Origin of the sequence: Enterobacter sp. BIGb0383, assembly GCF_003751845.1 — a bacterium.
Classification (GTDB): Bacteria; Pseudomonadota; Gammaproteobacteria; order Enterobacterales; family Enterobacteriaceae; genus BIGb0383.
In genome coordinates, this window is the sequence record NZ_RJKQ01000001.1 from 1,472,911 (window position 1) to 1,491,352 (window position 18,442).

Consider the following 18,442-nt stretch of genomic DNA (forward strand, 5'->3'; position numbering starts at 1 on the left):
TTAGCGTTATATTCCCTGCCCGTCCGGCGCAAGGTGGACCTTAATATCCGCCGGGGAGGCGTAGTAGGGAGCGGAGGTAATAAACAGTTCAATACCGCAGTGGAGATAGCTTTCCAGCGAGTCGAGCGTAATCCCGCCGGTCAGCGCCAGCGTACATCCCGGTGCCAGAGAAGGCGCAATCACCGCGATCTCTGCCGCCTGGTCCGGCGAAAATTTGTCAAGCTGGAGTACGTCAGGAGCGGCCTGCAGCGCAGCGCGTGCCTCATCCGGCGTATCCGCCTCAACGACGATCTTTTTTTCCGGCGCCTGGCGGCGCAGCAGAGCGAGGGTTTCCTGCCAGCCGGTACAGGGCTGAAGAAAACGCCGATGGTTGGCGAACAGCAGCACCGTTTCCGCAGAGCCGCCACGGTGCATCATCCCGCCGGCGGCAATCACCGCCTGGGTCGCCAGAGCCCGGGTTCCGGGGATAAGTTTGCGGGTACAGGCAATCTGCCCGGCGGGATAGTGGGCGTGCAGCCGTTCGAGCATGCGGGCGAGGTAGCCGGAGACGCCGCAGCTCCACTCCAGCACGTTCTGCACGGCTTTCCATCCCTGATGCAACGCAGCCGCCGGACCGCTGGCGCTGAGCAGCAGCTGGCCCGCCACCGCACGTTCGCCGTCCTGTATCTGCACCTCAACCTTCAGCCCGAGCGAAAGCAGCATCTGTCGGGCGATAGCGATACCGCTGACGCATCCTCCCTGCCGGTGATAAAACCCCATCGTGCCGGGCAGCGCACCAATGCCCAGCGCCCGCGTGGTGAGATCGCCACCCTGAATATCCTCCAGCAGCCACGCATCCGTCTGGGCCTGAGAGATAAAAATCATGATAGTTGCGCCTCCGGCACGCGGTCCCACCAAATCAGCGCCCAGTCGCGGCTGGCCGGTGCAATCGAGTCGGGATCCTGCTGTTGATACCAGCTCTGCAGCCGCGCACGCTCGTCATCGCTTAGCTCGCCCAGCGTCCAGCGAATATTCTCTTCAAAGCGGCTCCAGGTACTGTTGTCCTGCTGGCAGTTACGCCCGCGAATAAAGTCGACCCGGGCGCGGATCCCCATCTGATAGAGCACGTTCAGGGCATAAATATAATTAGGCAGTTCGGTCACTTCGCGTCCGACCACCCGCTGGATATCGGCGGAGACAAAGGAGGCATTAACCAGATGGGTGGTATAGACGCGCAGCCTCGCCTGACGGTTGAGTCGGGCCATCGCCTGGCGCATATCCGCGACCAGCGTCGACCGCGAAGCGACGGCAATATCACAGCGGGGTATATCGTCCCAGGTCTGTTCCCATGCGCGCCGGACCCACTGAACGTGCGTGGCGCCCTGCTCTGCCGCACGCCGGGCAGCCACGTCAAGCATGCCCTGGCTGTAGTCCACGCCGTAGACGCTGCCGAGTTTATCCGCCAGCGCCAGGGCGACGGTTCCCGGTCCGCATCCCATATCAAACAGGGAGTCGGCACCCTGCAGATCAATCTTGCTCAGCAGTTGCAGCAAATAGCTGTCCTGCGGCAACGCGCAGTTATCCGCCATTTTTTCTGCCCGTTTATCCCAGTGCTCAGGGGATTTTTCCGTGCGTTTCGCCAGCGCCAGCTGCTGGCGATAGAGTTCGGCAAAGTTAATCTCATCAATAAGCATCGCAGTTCCTTATGGAGAAGCACCATAGAGGTGGTGGTGGATTTGCTCAGGCGTCACCTGGTAAAGCGCCGCCAGTCGTTCGGTATCCAGCTGGCTTTTCGGGTCGCCCTGCGTTACCAGACCGTCCGGCTCGATACGCACGACGCTATCGGCTATCGCTCTGGCATGGAGAGGATGATGCGTCGCCATCAGCAGCGTCATCCCTGACTTTTTCAGCGTCTGCAGTCGGTCAAGAAGGCTGATTTGATGCCCGAAGTCGAGGCTGGATGCGGGTTCATCCAGCAGCAATACGCGCGGGCGCTGCACCAGAGCACGGGCGATCAGCACCAGCTGGCGCTCTCCCCCGCTCAGGGCATTCCACTGCCGGTTCGCCAGATGGTCGATGCCCAGCGCCTCCAGCTGTTGATACGCCTGGTCGCGTTCATGCTTACCGGGGATGGAAAATGCGCCCATTTGCGCTGCCAGCCCCATCAGGACGCTGTCGAGCACGCTAAAGGTAAATGCCCCGCTGTGCGCCTGAGGAACCCAGGCCAGAGCCGTGGCGCGCGCCCGGTCAGAGAGGCGGGAAAGCGGTGTGTCGTCGATCAGAATCTCGCCGTCTATCAGCGGCAGTACGCCGAGAATGGCGCGCATCAGGGTGGTTTTTCCGCTGCCGTTGCCGCCCAGCAGGCAGCAGATGCTCCCGGCACAAAGCGCAAAATTGATATCGCGCAGGATGGGCTGTCCGCCATATCCCAGCGCGACCTGACGCACCCTTAGCCTGTTCATCGCCCGCCTCCGCGCAGCAAAAGCAGCAAAAAGAACGGCGCGCCGATAAACGCGGTCAGAATACCGAGCGGAATTTCAGTGGTGCTGAGGCTGCGGGCAAGCGTATCGGTCAGCAGCAGAAGGAGGCCGCCAATGGCCATAGACACCGGGAGCAGCCGCTGGTGATTGCTCCCGATCAGCAGGCGTCCGATATGCGGCACGATCAGTCCAATCCAGCCAATAACGCCGGCAATCGCCACCGTGCTGGCGGTGATCAGCGTCGCGCACACTATTAGTCCCAGCCGCAGGCGCGTGACGTTAATCCCCAGCGACCGCGCCTCATCGTCCGACAGCGTCAGCAGGTTCATCCGCCAGCGCAGCAGCAGCAGCGGCGTCGCGCCGACCAGTATCACCGGAGCCGAATAGACGAGATCCTCCACCGTCAGCGTCGATAGCCCGCCGAGCAGCCAGAAAGTGATCGTCGGAAGCTGGGTGTAGGGATCGGCGAGGATTTTAATCAGCGAAATCCCGGCGCCGCAGAGGGTGCCCAGCGCAATGCCCACCAACACCAGCGCGAGGACCGGATCGTGCCGGGTGATACGTCGGGTAATCAGCCAGACGCCGGTGACGACCAGCATCCCGCCGCCAAAGGCGTAGAGCTGAATTAGCCACATGGGCAAGCCAAACAAAATCGCCGTGGACGCCCCCAGCCCGGCCCCCGCCGCCACGCCGAGAATATCAGGCGACACCAGCGGATTGCGGAACATGCCCTGATAGGTGGTCCCCGCTCCCGCCAGCGCCGCGCCAAGCAACAGCGCGGCCAGAATCCGTGGGAGACGTATTTGCCAGAAGACAATCTGGTCCTGGGGGCTCACCTCTCCGCCCGCCAATATCATCCCTGCCAGCTGATGGAGCGTCAGCGAATAGGCCCCGGAGACCAACGCCCCGGCAATACACAGGAGTAAGATGGTGCCCAGCAGCAGGCTGAGGGTGGAGGTTTTCATTGCCCACCTGCGATCTGCTGATACTGCGCATCGCTGAGCGGCTGGTGCCAGAACAGATCTGCGAAGCGGCCCATCTCCTCTTTAAAGCCCCGCTGAATATCCGCATCCAGCCAGGCGTGAAGACGACGCAGACCCAGCAGACGGTTGATGCCCGGCGGCGCATCCAGCCAGCCAAAGGGCAGCCCGCTGAGAAAAAGAATGCGGTTTTGCGCGACCGCCTTAACGCCGCGCCAGATCGGATCCTGGCGCAGATACTGTGCGGTGGTGGCATCCTGAACGAGGATAATATCCGGCTGCCATTGCAGAAGATTCTCCATAGACACCAGCACCAGCCCGGAACGCCCCGGAATTTTCGCCACGTTACGCAGGCCAAGCAGCTCTGCGGCTTCGGTGTGCAGCGAGCCCTGCAAACCGGTTTCCAGCCCGCGAGGACCGCGTGCGGCATAGAAGCTCATCCCGGCGGCAGGCGTACGGGAGAAGTCCAGCGCCTCCCCGATAAACTGGCGGGCCAGCGCCGCCTGCGGCGTGGTGCGGAATTCGGTATTCAGCGCCTGACCGACGGTCATCAGCTGCTGCGGCGAATCACGCAGCGTACCGTCGATCAGCAGCCAGGGGATCTGCGTCTGGGCATTAACCCGGCGCGCCTGGGAGAGCCAGGTTTCATCCGAATAGCCGCAGTCGATCACCAGATCCGGCTTCAGCGCCATCAGCGACTCCAGGGAGAGGGTACTGGCCCGCCCGGCAATCCGCCCTATTTTCTTCAGACGCCGGATCTTATCGGGCACAATCCCCCCCGCCCGCAGCGAAAAATCAAAGGAGGAAAAGCCGACCATTTTTTCCGGCGCGGCGGCCAGCAGCAGCAGATCGGCAGGCGCGCCCGCGCTCACCACCCGCTGGATCTGTTCGGGGCCGGGGATCTTGCCAATCGGAAACAGGCCGCTGGCCCGCTCTTCTGCCCTTGCAGGACTGATATGAAGAAGAAATGCGGAACTCAGCGCCTGGAGAAATAAACGACGTGTCAGCATAGTGGTATTCATCTTGTCAGGATATATCGCTGTATAATTCCATATATAGCGATGCAGTTTTTGTGCAAAATCAATTAAAAACAAGACGAATGGAAATCTACCTCCAGAAAGGTATATCGCGTGGAGGGCGGGGCGGGAATATATAGAAATTATAATTAAGAGCAGACAATGTTATTTATTCAGAAAATTAATTGTCTGACTAATAGCGAAAAAAAATGCCGATCACCCTGAGGTGACCGGCATTTTTATTGCCCGGACTGATTTACATCAGCGGCTGGGCAAGCTGTACAAGGCTAATCAGCGGCTGCGGGTAGATACCCAGCACCAGTACCAGCAGTGCAGAGATCAGCACCACGATACCGCCCGCGCTGTAGGCCCAGTTGGACGGGGCATCGCGGTTCAGCTGCTGCGGCGCGGTCAGATAGAGACTCACGGCCACGCGCAGGTAGTAGTAGAGACCGATAGCCGAACCCACCACCACCGCACCGGTCAGCCACCACAGGTTGGCCTGCACACCGACGGCCAGCACGTAGAACTTACCGATAAAGCCCAGCGTCATCGGGATACCTGCCAGAGACAGCATCATTACCGTCATCACCGCCGACAGAATCGGACGGTGCCAGAACAGGCCGCGATAGGAGTAGAGCGAATCTGCATCCGGACCACGGTACGGGCTGGACATCAGGCTCACCACGCCGAAAGCGCCGAGGCTGCTGAACAGGTAACCGGCCAGGTAAACGCCTACGGTTTCCATCGACATCTGACCATTCTGCAGGGCAATCAGCGCCACCAGCAGATAGCCCAGATGGGAGATGGAGGAGTAGCCCAGCAGACGTTTGATATTGGTCTGGCTCAGCGCCATCAGGTTACCGAAGATGATGGAGGCGAAGGCAATCACACCCAGCACCACGCGTACCGCTTCACTGTCGCCAACCGGCGCGTACAGGAACAGACGCATCACCACAGCAAAGATGGCAATCTTGCTGGCGGTCGCCAGGAAGGTGGAGACCGGCGCAGGTGCGCCCTGGTAAACGTCCGGCGTCCACAGGTGGAACGGCACCAGAGAGAGTTTAAAGCCGAGGCCCACAATCATCATGCCCAGACCCACCAGCAGCAGCGGCTCGTGCAGCATGTTGTCGGCGAGGCTTTTGCCCAGCTCAACAAACGACAGGCTGCCGGATTCTGCATACACCAGCGCCATACCGAACAGCAGGAATGAAGAGGCTGCGGCGGACAGGATGGTGTACTTGATACTGGCTTCCAGGGAGCGTTTCTGCCGGAAGGCATAGCCCACCAGGCCGAACAGCGGCAGCGAAATCAGCTCGATACCGAGGAACAGCGCCGCCAGATGGTTGGCGTTGGCCAGCAGAATACCGCCGAGCGCGGCAATCAGCACCAGCAGGTAGAACTCTTCCTGGTTGTCGTTATAGCCTTCCAGCCACGGGTAGGCAAAGGTACAGGTGGCGAGACTCGCCAGCAGCACCAGGCCAGTATAGAACATGGCAAAGCCGTCAACGCGCATCAGCGGCGTGACGTCCATCGCGCCCGCCTGGCCAACAAACCAGAGCGAGACTAACGCGGCGTTAAGGCCGAGTACCGACAGCGTGGCATTGAGAAAGTGATTGCGTCGCCACGCAATGGAGAGCATTACAACCACCACCGTCAAGCCGACGATCAGCAGCGGTAGCAGCGCAATCAGGTGTTGTGCAGTTATTGTCATGGCGATTTACGGCCTTGTAATAGTTGCGGAATTAACAAACCACTGCTGGATATTCGCCATCGCAGAGTGCGAGGTATCCAGAATCGGCTGCGGATAGACGCCCAGCAGTACCAGCAGTACTACCAGCAGCAGAACAATCAGCAGTTCACGCAGTGACATCCCCGGCAGGTCCTGATTTGCCAGATCGCTTTTCGCTTTACCGAAGTAGGCGCGATGCAGCATCGCCAGCGAGTAAACGGAGGCGAAGACCAGCCCGAAGGTGGAGATAACGGTAATCACCGGCACCACCTGGAAGCTGCCGAACAGAATCATAAATTCGCCGACAAAGTTACCGGTACCCGGCATCCCGAGGGTCGCCACCGCGAAGAACATCGACAGCGCAGGCAGCCACTTAATTTTGCTCCACAGACCGCCCATCATACGCATATCGCGCGTGTGCAGACGCTCGTACAGCTGGCCGCACAGGATGAACAGACCCGCAGCGGAAAGGCCGTGAGCAATCATCTGAATGACCGCGCCCTGGTACGCCAGCTGGCTGCCGGTGTAGATGGCAATCAGTACGAAGCCCATATGGGACACGGAGGTGTAGGCAATCAGACGTTTAATATCGGTCTGGGTAAAGGCCATCCACGCGCCGTAGAAGATACCAATAATACCGAGCCACATCGCAATCGGGGCAAACTCGGCGGACGCGTTCGGGAACAGCGGCAGCGAGAAGCGCAGCAGACCGTAGGCCGCGGTTTTCAGCAGAATACCCGCCAGGTCAACAGAACCCGCCGTCGGTGCCTGAGAGTGCGCGTCCGGCAGCCAGCCATGCAGCGGCACTACCGGCATTTTTACCGCGAAGGCGATAAAGAAGCCGAGCATCAGCAGGTATTCCACACCGTGAGACATCGGCGTATTCAGCAGATCTTCATAGTTGAAGGTCCACACGCCGGTGGCTTTATAGTGCACGAACACCAGCGCCAGGATGGCAATCAGCATCACCAGGCCGCTCGCCTGGGTGTAGATGAAGAACTTGGTGGCCGCGGTAATACGCGTCTTCCCGTCGGAGGCCTTGTGGCCCCAGAGTGCGATCAGGAAGTACATCGGCACCAGCATCATTTCCCAGAAGAAGAAGAACAGGAACAGGTCAATGGCGAGGAACACGCCGATAACGCCGCCCAGGATCCACATCAGGTTAAGATGGAAGAACCCCTGATACTTCTCGATTTCACGCCAGGAACAGAGTACTGCCAGCACGCCAAGCAGGCCGGTCAGCACCACCATCAGCAGCGACAGACCGTCGATAGCAAGGTGAATAGAGATACCGAAGCGCGGGATCCACGGCAGTTCAAACTGCGACTGCCACTGCGGCAGACCGCTGGATTGCGTCAGTCCGTAGCCGCCCTGCAGCCAAAGCTGCATCGCGAGCGCGAATGTCAGTCCCATGGTGATCAGCGCGATCCAACGCGGCATCTTCACGCCAAAGCGTTCGGTCTGCCAGCACAGGAATCCACCAATGAAGGGAATTAATATTAGCCAGGGTAATAACATGGCGATTTACATTCCTTTTTAAGGCCCCCGGCAGGGGCCTGATTTTCAACGAATTCGAATAAAATCCACTTTGCGATCAACGCAGAACCATCAGCAGCACCAGCACGACCACCGCGCCAACGCTCATAGAGGCAACGTACCAGCGCAGCTGTCCGTTTTCGCTATAGAGCAGGCCGCGACCGGCAAAGCGCGACAGCAGCGCAGGCAGGTTCATCAGCGCATTCAGCGGGTCGCGTTTAATCAGCCAGGCGACGCCGAGGAACGGCTTAACGAACACGCGATCGTACAGCCAGTCAAAGCCCCAGGCGTTATACCACCAGGTGCCCAACAGACGGCCCGGTGCGCTGTTGGCGACGGAGGTCACCAGCGTGCGTTTACCCAGCCACAGCCATGCGGCCAGCAGGATACCGGCAATCGCCACCACGCCGGAGGCAATCTCCAGGGTCATCACGCTACCGTGCTCCAGTTCGGTGGTAGCAGGCAGTACGCCCTGCAGCGGCGGCACAATCAGCGCGCCAACAAAGGTAGACAGCACCATCAGCACAATCAGCGGCAGGTGGTGGGTAATCCCCTTCCCTGCATGCGCGTGGATCTGCTCTTTACCGTGGAAGACGATGAAAATCATACGGAAGGTATAGAGGGAGGTCATAAACGCCCCTGCCAGACCCGCCACCATCAGGTTGATATGACCGTTTGCTACCGCGCCCGCAAGGATCTCGTCCTTACTGAAGAAGCCGGCGGTAATCAGCGGCAGCGCCGACAGGGCCGCACCACCAATCAGGAAGCTCAGGTATACCAGCGGAATCGACTTACGCAGGCCGCCCATCTTAAAGATGTTCTGCTCGTGGTGGCAGGCCAGGATCACCGAGCCGGACGCCAGGAACAGCAGCGCTTTAAAGAATGCGTGCGTCATCAGATGGAAAATCGCCGCGTCCCATGCTTGCACGCCGAGGGCGAGGAACATGTAGCCAATCTGGCTCATGGTCGAGTAGGCAAGTACGCGTTTGATATCGGTCTGCACCAGCGCGGCAAAGCCTGCCAGCACCAGGGTCACGGCACCCACGATGCCCACCAGATGGAGAATTTCCGGGGTCATCAGGAACAGGCCGTGCGTACGGGCAATCAGGTAGACGCCCGCGGTCACCATGGTGGCGGCGTGGATCAGCGCAGAAACCGGCGTCGGACCGGCCATTGCATCCGCAAGCCAGGTCTGCAGCGGCAGCTGTGCCGATTTACCGACGGCACCGCCCAGCAGCATCAGAGTGGCCCAGGTCAGCATATTGTTGCCGGCTTCAAAGTGCGCAGGCGCCAGTTCGACCATTTCGCGGAAGTTCAGCGTGCCCAGTTCGTTGTAAAGAATGAACAGCGCGAAGGCGAGGAAGACGTCACCCACGCGGGTCACGACGAACGCTTTCATTGCCGCTGCGCCATTCTTCGGATCGGTGTAGTAGAAGCCGATCAGCAGATAGGAACACAGGCCCACGCCTTCCCAGCCCAGGTACATCAACAGCAGGTTATCGGACAGCACAAGGATAACCATGCTGGCGATAAACAGGTTGGTGTACGCGAAGAAGCGGGAGTAGCCCTCTTCACCGCGCATATACCAGGACGCGAACATATGGATCAGGAAGCCCACGCCGGTGACCACGGAAAGCATGGTCAGGGAGAGGCCGTCCAGCACCAGGCTAAAGCCGATATTGAAATCACCAACCGACATCCAGGTCCACAGCGGCAGGCTAAACGCCTGCTTGCCGTTGCTCAGGAAGTCGATGCCCGCATACGCGGTGACTAAGGCCGCAAGGCCAATCGAACCCACACCCACGGTGGCAGACAGGTTTTCAGACCAGCGCCCACGTGAGAATGCCAGCAGGATAAAGCCGATCAGCGGAAAGATAATGGTTAAGGCAAGCATGTTCATCCACGCAACTCACTTACTGAATCGATGTTCAGGTTCTGGCGGCGACGGTGGAGCTGCAGCAGCAGCGCCAGGCCAATGCTCGCTTCCGCAGCCGCAAGGCTGATGGCGAGGATATACATTACCTGGCCATCAGGCTGGCCCCAGTAGCTACCGGCGACCACAAAGGCCAGCGCGGAGGCGTTGATCATGATTTCCAGCCCGATCAGCATAAACAGCAGATTGCGGCGGATAATCAGACCGGTCAGGCCGAGAACAAACAGGATCGCGGCAAGGATCAGTCCATGTTGTAAGGGGATCATGCTTGCTCCTCCGTTTTACGTTTCGCGCGGTCATCCGTGCGGTTGCTCAGCACCTCACCACTACGGTCTTCACGACCGATATGGAAGGCGACAACCAGACCCGCCAGCAGCAGCATTGACGCCAGCTCGACCGCCAGGACATACGGCCCGAACAGGGTGATACCGACTTCTTTCGCGCTGATTGGCGTGCCGTCGATACCCTGGTCGTTCACACCGAGAATGGCGTAAACGATAACGGCCAGCAGGACAGCAGAGAGCAGACCCGGGCCAATCCAGATTTGCGGCTTCAGCCACTGACGTTCCTGGGCGACTTCGGCGCCGCCAAGGTTCAGCATCATCACCACAAACACGAACAGCACCATGATGGCACCCGCGTAGACGATAATCTCCAGCGCACCTGCGAAGTAAGCGCCCATCGAGAAGAAGACGCCGGAAATGGCCAGCAGCGAGATGATCAGATACAGCAGCGCATGCACCGGATTGGTGTGCGTGATCACCCGAAACGTGGTCAGAATGGCGATAAGGCCACAGATATAAAATGCGAACTCCATTGCCCTCTCCTTAAGGTAACAGGCTCTTGACGTCGATAGGTTTGGCTTCGTTCTCCGCCTCGCCTTTGTCTTTGCCGTCGATTGCCATACCTGCCATCCGGTAGAAGTTATATTCCGGGTATTTGCCCGGACCGGAAATCAGCAGATCCTCTTTTTCGTACACCAGATCCTGACGCTTGTACTCGCCCAGCTCGAAGTCCGGCGTAAGCTGGATAGCCGTGGTCGGGCACGCTTCTTCACACATACCGCAGAAGATGCAGCGCGAGAAGTTGATGCGGAAAAATTCCGGATACCAGCGGCCATCTTTGGTTTCTGCTTTCTGCAGAGAGATACAGCCTACCGGGCAGGCTACCGCACACAGGTTACAGGCAACGCAGCGCTCTTCACCGTCCGGGTCGCGACTCAGCACGATACGGCCACGGTAGCGCGGCGGCAGATAAACCGGCTCTTCCGGGTACATCTGGGTTTCGCGTTTTGCAAACGCGTGGAGGCCGATCATCCAGATACTACGAACCTGGGTGCCAAACCCTACCACTATGTCTTTTAAGGTCATGGTTTCTTCACCCTTATTGCGCCTGCCAGAGAATGACAGCCGCCGTTACCAGCAAGTTGATCAGCGTCAGCGGCAGGCACACTTTCCAGCCGAAGGACATTACCTGGTCATAACGCGGACGCGGTAATGAGGCGCGAATCAAAATGAACATCATCATAAAGAACGCGGTTTTCAGCGCGAACCAGATGAAAGGCGGTAAGAACGGGCCATGCCAGCCACCGAAGAACAGCGTAACCATCATTGCGGAAACGGTGACGATACCGATGTATTCACCCACGAAGAACAGACCGAACTTCATGCCGGAGTATTCGACGTGGTAGCCGTCCGCCAGTTCCTGCTCTGCTTCCGGCTGGTCGAAGGGGTGACGGTGACACACCGCCACGCCCGCGATAGCGAAAGTGATAAAGCCAAAGAACTGCGGGATGACGTTCCAGATATTCGCCTGGCTGTTGACGATGTCGGTCATATTAAATGAACCGGCCTGCGCCACCACGCCCATCAGGGAGAGCCCAAGGAACACTTCGTAGCTCAGGGTCTGCGCAGATGCACGCATCGCGCCGAGCAGCGAGTATTTGTTGTTGCTCGACCAGCCAGCGAACAGCACGGCGTACACCGCCAGACCGGCCATCATCAGGAAGAACAGGATCCCGATATTGAGGTCTGCAACCACCCAGCTCGGGCTGACCGGCACAATGGCGAAGGCCAGCAGCAGCGAGGTAAAGGCGATCATCGGTGCCAGGGTAAAGATGACGCGATCCGAGAATTTCGGGATCCAGTCTTCTTTAAAGAACATCTTGATCATGTCCGCCACCAGCTGGAGCGAACCGCCCCAGCCAACGCGGTTCGGTCCATAGCGGTTCTGGAACAGACCCAGAAGACGACGTTCACCGAAGCTCATAAAGGCACCGCAGGTGACCACCACCAGCAGGATAACGACAGCCTTCAGAATGCTTAGCAGAATCTCGATAAGATCCGGAGTTAACCAACTCATGCTTGTGCCTCCTGCAGATTTTCAAGGCTGCTGCCCGCCAGTACCGGTGCGATGCCAGGCATCCCCATCGGCAGACCGACCTGCCCTGCTGCCAGCCCTTCGGAAATCACCAGCGGCAGACTGATCGTCTGACCTTCGTAGCTAAAGGCGATGTTCGCACCCGCATTAACGCCCAGCGCTGCGGCATCTGCCGGGTTGAGCTTGATGTACGGCTGCGGCATACGCTGCTGGAAGACCGGTGAACGCTGGGACATCTCGTCACTGCCAAACAGATGGTAGTAAGGCGCGATACGCCATTTACCTGCCTGCGGCTCGAAACCAGCCGGGACGGTGGTGAAGTACTCCAGGCCGTTCTCAGAGGCTTCGATCAGACGCACGCCCGGATCGCCGTGACGCAGTTTGCCACCCACTTCAGCCTGGAACTTGTTCCACGCCTGCGGGGAGTTCCAGCCCGGAGCCCAGGCAAACGGAATTTGCGAGCGCGGTGCGGTCGGCTGGTTGTTCCCTTCCATCGAGAAGGCGAACATGGTGTCTTTATCCTGCGGCTGACGCGGCTCATGCACGCTGATATTGGCGCGCATTGCGGTACGGCCACTGTAGCGGTGCGGTTCACGGGCCAGCTTCTGACCGCGAATGCGGAAAGAGGCATCCGGCGCGGCATCTTTAATACCGGCAAGCGCAGGCAGTGCTGCCACCGCGGAGTCAATCACGTGATCCAGCAGAGTCCAGTCAACCTCGCGGTTTTCTACGGTGCTGTGCAGGGAGTGCAGCCAGCGCCAGCTTTCCAGCATAATCGCCGAGCTGTCGTAGTAGGCCGGATCGTAAACCTGGAAGAAGCGCTGGGCGCGACCTTCGTTGTTTACCACCGTCCCGTCGCTTTCGGCGAAGCTTGCCGCCGACAGCACCAGGTGCGCGTGATCCATAATCGCCGTACGCTGATGGTCGATAACCATCACCAGCGGCGCTTTTGCCAGCGCGGCGTTAACGCGGGTTGCAGAGGCGTGACGGTGGAGATCGTTCTCCAGCACCACGACCGCATCAGCAGAACCGCTTTCCAGTTCCGCCAGCGCGTCGTCCAGCGAGCCGCCGCCAATCAGGCCGAGACCCACGCTGTTAACCGCGCGGGCAATCATGGTCACACCGACGTCAGAACCACGGCCTTTCAGGGCTTTCGCCACGTTAGCCGCCGCCTGAATCACGTCCACGCTACCGGCGTTAGTGCCGGAGATAATCAGCGGCTTTTTCGCCCCTGCCAGCGCCTGAACGATAACGTCGACTTTGTTTTGCAGATCGCGGCTCAGGCCTTCAACCGCCGGCGAACCGTTGTCGAGTGCGTGTGCGATAGCAAAGCCTAAACGCGCCTGGTCTTCAACCGGTGCACGGTACGTCCAGGCCGCGATGTCATCCATACGCGTGCTGTCAACGTTAGTGACAAACAGCGGATGCTTCGCGCGCTGGCCGATGTTCAGGATGGCCGCAATCTGCCAGTCGGCGACTTTCTGCGCCTCTGCCATTTCACGTGCTTTACCTTTCACCGCCTGACGTACCGCCAGGGAGACACGGGCGCCGGTCTGGGTGATGTCTTCGCCGAGGATCAGTACCGCATCGTAGGATTCAATTTCGCGCAGCGCCGGGGTACGAATACCGCCTTCGCGCAGCACTTTCAGCATCAGTTCCAGACGCTGCTGTTCGCCACGGGCGATACCGGTATAGAAGTTATCCGCCCCAACCAGCTCACGCAGCGCAAAGTTGCTTTCAACGCTGGCACGCGGGGAGCCGATACCGATCACTTTCTTCGACTGGCGCAGAATATCCGCTGCGCCCTGCATCGCCTGTTCGGCGTTGAGGGTGATCAGGTCATCGCCACGGCGCTGAACCGGCTGACGCGGACGGTCTTTCAGGTTCACATAGCCATAGCCGAAACGACCACGGTCGCAGAGGAAGTAGTGGTTTACGGTGCCGTTATAGCGGTTTTCGATACGACGCAGTTCGCCATAGCGTTCACCCGGGCTGGTGTTACAGCCCAGCGAGCACTGCTGGCAGATGCTCGGTGCAAACTGCATATCCCACTTACGGTTATAGCGCTCGGAGTGCGTTTTATCGGTGAATACGCCGGTCGGGCAGATTTCCACCAGGTTACCGGAGAATTCGCTCTCCAGAGTACCGTCTTCCGGGCGACCGAAGTAGACGTTGTCATGAGCGCCGTAGACGCCCAGATCGCTGCCGTCGGCATAATCTTTGTAGTAACGCACGCAGCGGTAGCAGGCGATGCAGCGGTTCATCTCATGCGAAATGAACGGCCCCAGATCCTGATTGCGGTGGGTACGTTTCGTAAAGCGATAGCGACGGAAGCTGTGACCGGTCATAACGGTCATATCCTGCAGGTGGCAGTTGCCGCCCTCTTCACAGACCGGACAGTCGTGCGGGTGGTTGGTCATCAACCACTCGACCACGCTTTCGCGGAACTGCTTCGCTTCGTCGTCGTCAATCGAAATAAAGGTGCCATCGGATGCCGGAGTCATACAGGACATCACCAGGCGGCCACGCGTGTCTTCCGCGTTTTGATATTGCTTCACCGCACACTGGCGGCAGGCGCCAACGCTTCCCAGCGCCGGATGCCAGCAAAAATAAGGAATATCGAGGCCGAGAGACAGACATGCTTCAAGCAGGTTGTCTGACCCGTTTACCTCGTATTCTTTGCCGTCTACATGAATCGTAGCCATTAGCGTGCTTCCAAATTAAAAAAATCGTTATCTCACCAGCGCGCTTTAAGCAGGTTCGGCTGAATCCCGTTAATCAGGTGGGTATTGCTGAACTGCTGCTTAATGCCCGCTTCGAATTCTTCACGGAAATATTTAATCGCGCTCTGGAGCGGTTCAACCGCACCTGGCGCATGGGCGCAGAAGGTTTTACCCGGACCGAGGAATCGACACAGTTGCTCAAGTGTCTCGATATCGCCCGGCTGGCCTTCGCCACGCTCCAGCGCACGCAGAATTTTTACACTCCACGGCAGGCCGTCACGGCACGGCGTACACCAGCCGCAGGATTCGCGGGCAAAGAACTCTTCCAGGTTACGCACCAGCGGAACCATCCCGATTTCGTGATCCACCGCCATCGCCAGCGCGGTGCCCAGACGGCTACCCGCTTTACCGATGCTTTCAAACTCCATCGGCAGGTCGAGGTGGGATTCGGTCAGGAAGTCGGTACCGGCACCGCCCGGCTGCCAGGCTTTGAACTTCAGGCCATCGCGCATCCCGCCCGCGTAATCCTCGAGGATTTCACGCGCGGTGGTGCCGAACGGCAGTTCCCACAGGCCCGGGTTTTTCACGCGGCCGGAGAAGCCCATCAGCTTGGTGCCAGCATCTTTGCTGGTCGAAATGTTCTGATACCACTCGGTACCGTTCGCCAGAATCGCCGGAACGTTACACAGGGTTTCAACGTTGTTGACGCAGGTCGGTTTACCCCACACGCCGCTGGACGCCGGGAACGGCGGCTTGGAGCGCGGGTTCGCACGACGGCCTTCCAGGGAGTTGATCAGCGCCGTTTCTTCACCGCAGATATAGCGGCCTGCACCGGTGTGCACGAACAGTTCGAAATCAAAACCGGTGCCGAGGATGTTTTTACCCAGCAGGCCTGCTTCTGTGGCTTCCGCGATGGCGCGGCGCAGATGCACGGCGGCCTCGATATATTCACCGCGCAGGAAGATGTAGCCACGGTATGCTTTCAGCGCAAACGCGGAAATCAGCATCCCTTCCACCAGCAGGTGCGGCAGTTGCTCCATCAGCAGACGGTCTTTATAGGTGCCCGGCTCCATTTCATCGGCGTTACACAGCAGGTAACGGATGTTCATGGATTCGTCTTTCGGCATCAGGCTCCACTTCAGACCGGTGGAGAAACCTGCACCGCCGCGGCCTTTCAGCCCGGAGTCTTTTACCGCGTTGACGATTTCGTCCGGCGCCATACCGGTCAGCGCTTTACGCGCACCTTCGTAACCGTTTTTGCTGCGGTACTCATCCAGCCATACCGGCTGTTTGTCATCGCGCAGACGCCAGGTCAGCGGATGGGTTTCGGCAGTACGGATAACTGTTTTCATTTATACCGCTCCAGTAGCTCAGGAATCGCTTCTGGCGTCAGATGACTGTGAGTGTCCTCATCAATCATCATGTTCGGCCCCTTGTCACAGTTGCCCAGGCAACAGGTCGGCAGCAGGGTAAAGCGACCATCAAAGGTCGTCTGACCCGGCTTGATGTCGAGTTTCTTCTCAAGCGCAGCCTGAATACCCTGGTAACCGGTGATATGGCACACCACGCTATCGCAGTAGCGGATCACGTGACGGCCAACCGGCTGGCGGAAGATCTGGCTATAGAATGTTGCCACGCCTTCAACGTCGCTCGCCGGAATGTCCAGTACTTCAGCGATAGCGTAGATCGCGCCGTCCGGCACCCAGCCGCGCTGCTTCTGAACGATTTTCAGCGCTTCAATGGACGCCGCACGCGGGTCTTCGTAGTGGTGCTTCTCGTGCTCAATCGCCTCACGCTCTGCCGCACTCAGCTCAAAAGCCTCGGTTTGTGGTTGTTGATTCTCGTGCATAATTAGCGGTCCACGTCTGACATAACAAAATCGATACTGCCCAGGTAGACAATCAGGTCGGAAACCAGACTGCCGCGAATCGCTGCCGGGATCTGCTGCAGGTGCGCAAAGCTCGGCGTACGAATACGTGTGCGGTAGCTCATGGTGCTGCCATCGCTGGTCAGGTAGTAGCTGTTAATCCCCTTGGTCGCCTCGATCATCTGGAAGGATTCGTTGGCCGGCATAACCGGACCCCAGGAAACCTGCAGGAAGTGAGTGATCAGGGTTTCGATATGTTGCAGCGTGCGCTCTTTCGGCGGCGGCGTAGTCAGCGGGTGATCCGCTTTGAACGGGCCTGCCGGCATGTTTTTGAGGCACTGCTCAAGGATGCGCAGGCTCTGACGCAGCTCTTCCACTTTCAGCATCACGCGGGTGTAGCAGTCGCTGATGCCACCGCCAACCGGGACTTCAAAGTCGAAGTTCTCATAGCCAGAGTACGGACGCGCCTTACGCACGTCGAAGTTCACGCCAGCAGCACGCAGACCGGCACCGGTGGTACCCCACTCCAGCGCTTCTTTCGCCGTGTACGCGGCGACGCCCTGCGAACGACCTTTCAGAATGGTGTTGCGCAGCGCGGCTTTCTCATAAGAGTCGAGGCGCTTCGGCATCCAGTCGAGGAATTCACGCAGCAGGCCTTCCCAGCCGCGCGGCAGATCGTGCGCCACGCCACCGATACGGAACCAGGCCGGGTGCATACGGAAACCGGTGATCGCTTCTACCACGTCATAAATTTTCTGACGGTCGGTAAAGGCGAAGAAGACCGGCGTCATCGCCCCGACGTCCTGAATGAAAGTCGAGATATACAGCAGGTGGCTGTTGATGCGGAACAGCTCGGAGAGCATCACGCGAATCACGTTTACGCGATCCGGCACGACGATGCCCGCCAGTTTTTCAACGGCCAGCACGTACGGCATTTCGTTTACGCAGCCGCCGAGGTACTCGATACGGTCGGTATACGGAATGTAGCTGTGCCAGGACTGACGTTCGCCCATTTTCTCCGCGCCGCGGTGGTGGTAACCCACGTCCGGCACGCAGTCGACGATCTCTTCGCCGTCCAGCTGGAGAACAATACGGAACGCACCGTGCGAGGACGGGTGGTTAGGACCGAGGTTGAGGAACATAAAGTCCTCGTTTTCGGTACCACGCTTCATGCCCCACTCTTCCGGTTTGAAGGTCAGCGACTCCATTTCCAGATCCTGCTTGGCTTTGGTCAGCTCAAACGGATCGAACTCGGTGGCGCGCGCCGGGTAGTCTTTACGCAGCGGGTGGCCTTCCCAGGTTTGCGGCATCATGATGCGCGTCAGGTGCGGGTGGCCATTAAAGGTGATCCCGAACAGATCCCAGACTTCACGCTCATACCAGTTGGCGTTGGGGAAAAGTTTGGTAAATGTTGGCACGTTCAGATCGTTTTCGGACAAAGCCACCTTGAGCATAATATCCCGATTGCGGTCTATTGAGATCAGATGGTAGAAAACGGAAAAATCCGCGGCCGGTAAACCGTCGCGGTGCGTGCGCAGACGCTCATCCACGCCGTGCAGGTCAAAGAGCATGACGTACGGCTTAGGGAGACGCTTTAAGAAATCGCCAACTTCCAGTAATTGTTCACGCTTAACCCAGACAACGGGCACCCCGGTGCGGGTAGGCTGAACGGTAAAGGCATCCGGCCCAAAACGGTTACGCAGTTCGCCAATCACCGGATCATCGAGATGATCGCGGGTTTGCCATGCAGCGGCGTCTTGCGCGGTTAAATCGGTCATATTGTTCACCATTGCAAAAGGTCCGTGGTGACTGTCAGG

The 18,442-nt window shown here is 58.8% G+C and carries 16 protein-coding genes; all 16 read right to left on the reverse strand.

Features of this window, described 5'->3' with window-relative positions; genetic code table 11:
• Nucleotides 1-6: 6 nt before the first annotated feature.
• The gene (gene modD / locus EDF81_RS06945; protein WP_123347350.1) at nt 7-864 is read right to left on the reverse strand and encodes a ModD protein; all 858 of its coding nucleotides are present in this window, start codon (nt 862-864) and stop codon (nt 7-9) included.
• Complete coding sequence (locus EDF81_RS06950) at nt 861-1,673, reverse strand: class I SAM-dependent methyltransferase (protein WP_123347351.1); 813 nt, start codon at nt 1,671-1,673, stop codon at nt 861-863. The genes modD and EDF81_RS06950 overlap by 4 nt, the downstream gene beginning before the upstream one ends.
• 9 nt (nt 1,674-1,682) lie before the next feature.
• A complete protein-coding gene (locus tag EDF81_RS06955; RefSeq protein ID WP_123347352.1) occupies nt 1,683-2,441 on the reverse strand; it encodes an ABC transporter ATP-binding protein in 759 nt (252 codons plus the stop codon).
• On the reverse strand, nt 2,438-3,424 hold the full coding sequence (locus EDF81_RS06960) for an iron ABC transporter permease (RefSeq protein ID WP_123347353.1): 987 nt from the start codon (nt 3,422-3,424) through the stop codon (nt 2,438-2,440). The genes EDF81_RS06955 and EDF81_RS06960 overlap by 4 nt, the downstream gene beginning before the upstream one ends.
• Nucleotides 3,421-4,449 (reverse strand): ABC transporter substrate-binding protein, encoded by a 1,029-nt coding sequence (locus EDF81_RS06965; protein WP_184999471.1) that lies wholly within the window; start codon nt 4,447-4,449, stop codon nt 3,421-3,423. Before EDF81_RS06965 ends, EDF81_RS06960 begins: the two co-directional genes overlap by 4 nt.
• 262 nt (nt 4,450-4,711) lie before the next feature.
• Nucleotides 4,712-6,169 (reverse strand): NADH-quinone oxidoreductase subunit NuoN, encoded by a 1,458-nt coding sequence (gene nuoN / locus EDF81_RS06970; protein WP_123347355.1) that lies wholly within the window; start codon nt 6,167-6,169, stop codon nt 4,712-4,714.
• A 6-nt stretch (nt 6,170-6,175) separates the two neighbouring features.
• A complete protein-coding gene (gene nuoM / locus EDF81_RS06975; protein ID WP_123347356.1) occupies nt 6,176-7,705 on the reverse strand; it encodes an NADH-quinone oxidoreductase subunit M in 1,530 nt (509 codons plus the stop codon).
• 76 nt (nt 7,706-7,781) lie between these two features.
• Nucleotides 7,782-9,623, reverse strand: coding sequence for an NADH-quinone oxidoreductase subunit L (gene nuoL, locus EDF81_RS06980; RefSeq protein ID WP_123347357.1), 1,842 nt, complete (start codon nt 9,621-9,623; stop codon nt 7,782-7,784).
• Entirely contained in the window at nt 9,620-9,922 is a 303-nt protein-coding gene (gene nuoK / locus EDF81_RS06985) for an NADH-quinone oxidoreductase subunit NuoK (RefSeq protein WP_123347358.1), read from the reverse strand. Before nuoK ends, nuoL begins: the two co-directional genes overlap by 4 nt.
• Nucleotides 9,919-10,473 (reverse strand): NADH-quinone oxidoreductase subunit J, encoded by a 555-nt coding sequence (gene nuoJ / locus EDF81_RS06990; protein ID WP_123347359.1) that lies wholly within the window; start codon nt 10,471-10,473, stop codon nt 9,919-9,921. Before nuoJ ends, nuoK begins: the two co-directional genes overlap by 4 nt.
• 10 nt (nt 10,474-10,483) lie before the next feature.
• Nucleotides 10,484-11,026 (reverse strand): NADH-quinone oxidoreductase subunit NuoI, encoded by a 543-nt coding sequence (gene nuoI, locus EDF81_RS06995; protein WP_123347360.1) that lies wholly within the window; start codon nt 11,024-11,026, stop codon nt 10,484-10,486.
• 13 nt (nt 11,027-11,039) lie between these two features.
• Complete coding sequence (gene nuoH, locus EDF81_RS07000; RefSeq protein WP_123347361.1) at nt 11,040-12,017, reverse strand: NADH-quinone oxidoreductase subunit NuoH; 978 nt, start codon at nt 12,015-12,017, stop codon at nt 11,040-11,042.
• Nucleotides 12,014-14,740 carry an NADH-quinone oxidoreductase subunit NuoG gene (gene nuoG / locus EDF81_RS07005; protein WP_123347362.1) on the reverse strand — a complete coding sequence of 909 codons (2,727 nt, stop codon included), beginning with the start codon at nt 14,738-14,740 and terminating at the stop codon, nt 12,014-12,016. The genes nuoH and nuoG overlap by 4 nt, the downstream gene beginning before the upstream one ends.
• Before the next feature lie 32 nt (nt 14,741-14,772).
• Nucleotides 14,773-16,110: an NADH-quinone oxidoreductase subunit NuoF gene (nuoF, locus tag EDF81_RS07010; RefSeq protein ID WP_123347363.1), complete on the reverse strand. Its 1,338-nt coding sequence runs from the start codon at nt 16,108-16,110 to the stop codon at nt 14,773-14,775.
• Complete coding sequence (gene nuoE / locus EDF81_RS07015; protein ID WP_123347364.1) at nt 16,107-16,607, reverse strand: NADH-quinone oxidoreductase subunit NuoE; 501 nt, start codon at nt 16,605-16,607, stop codon at nt 16,107-16,109. Before nuoE ends, nuoF begins: the two co-directional genes overlap by 4 nt.
• Nucleotides 16,608-16,609: 2 nt before the next feature.
• Nucleotides 16,610-18,415, reverse strand: coding sequence for an NADH-quinone oxidoreductase subunit C/D (gene nuoC, locus EDF81_RS07020; protein WP_123347365.1), 1,806 nt, complete (start codon nt 18,413-18,415; stop codon nt 16,610-16,612).
• Between the last annotated feature and the right edge of the window lie 27 nt (nt 18,416-18,442).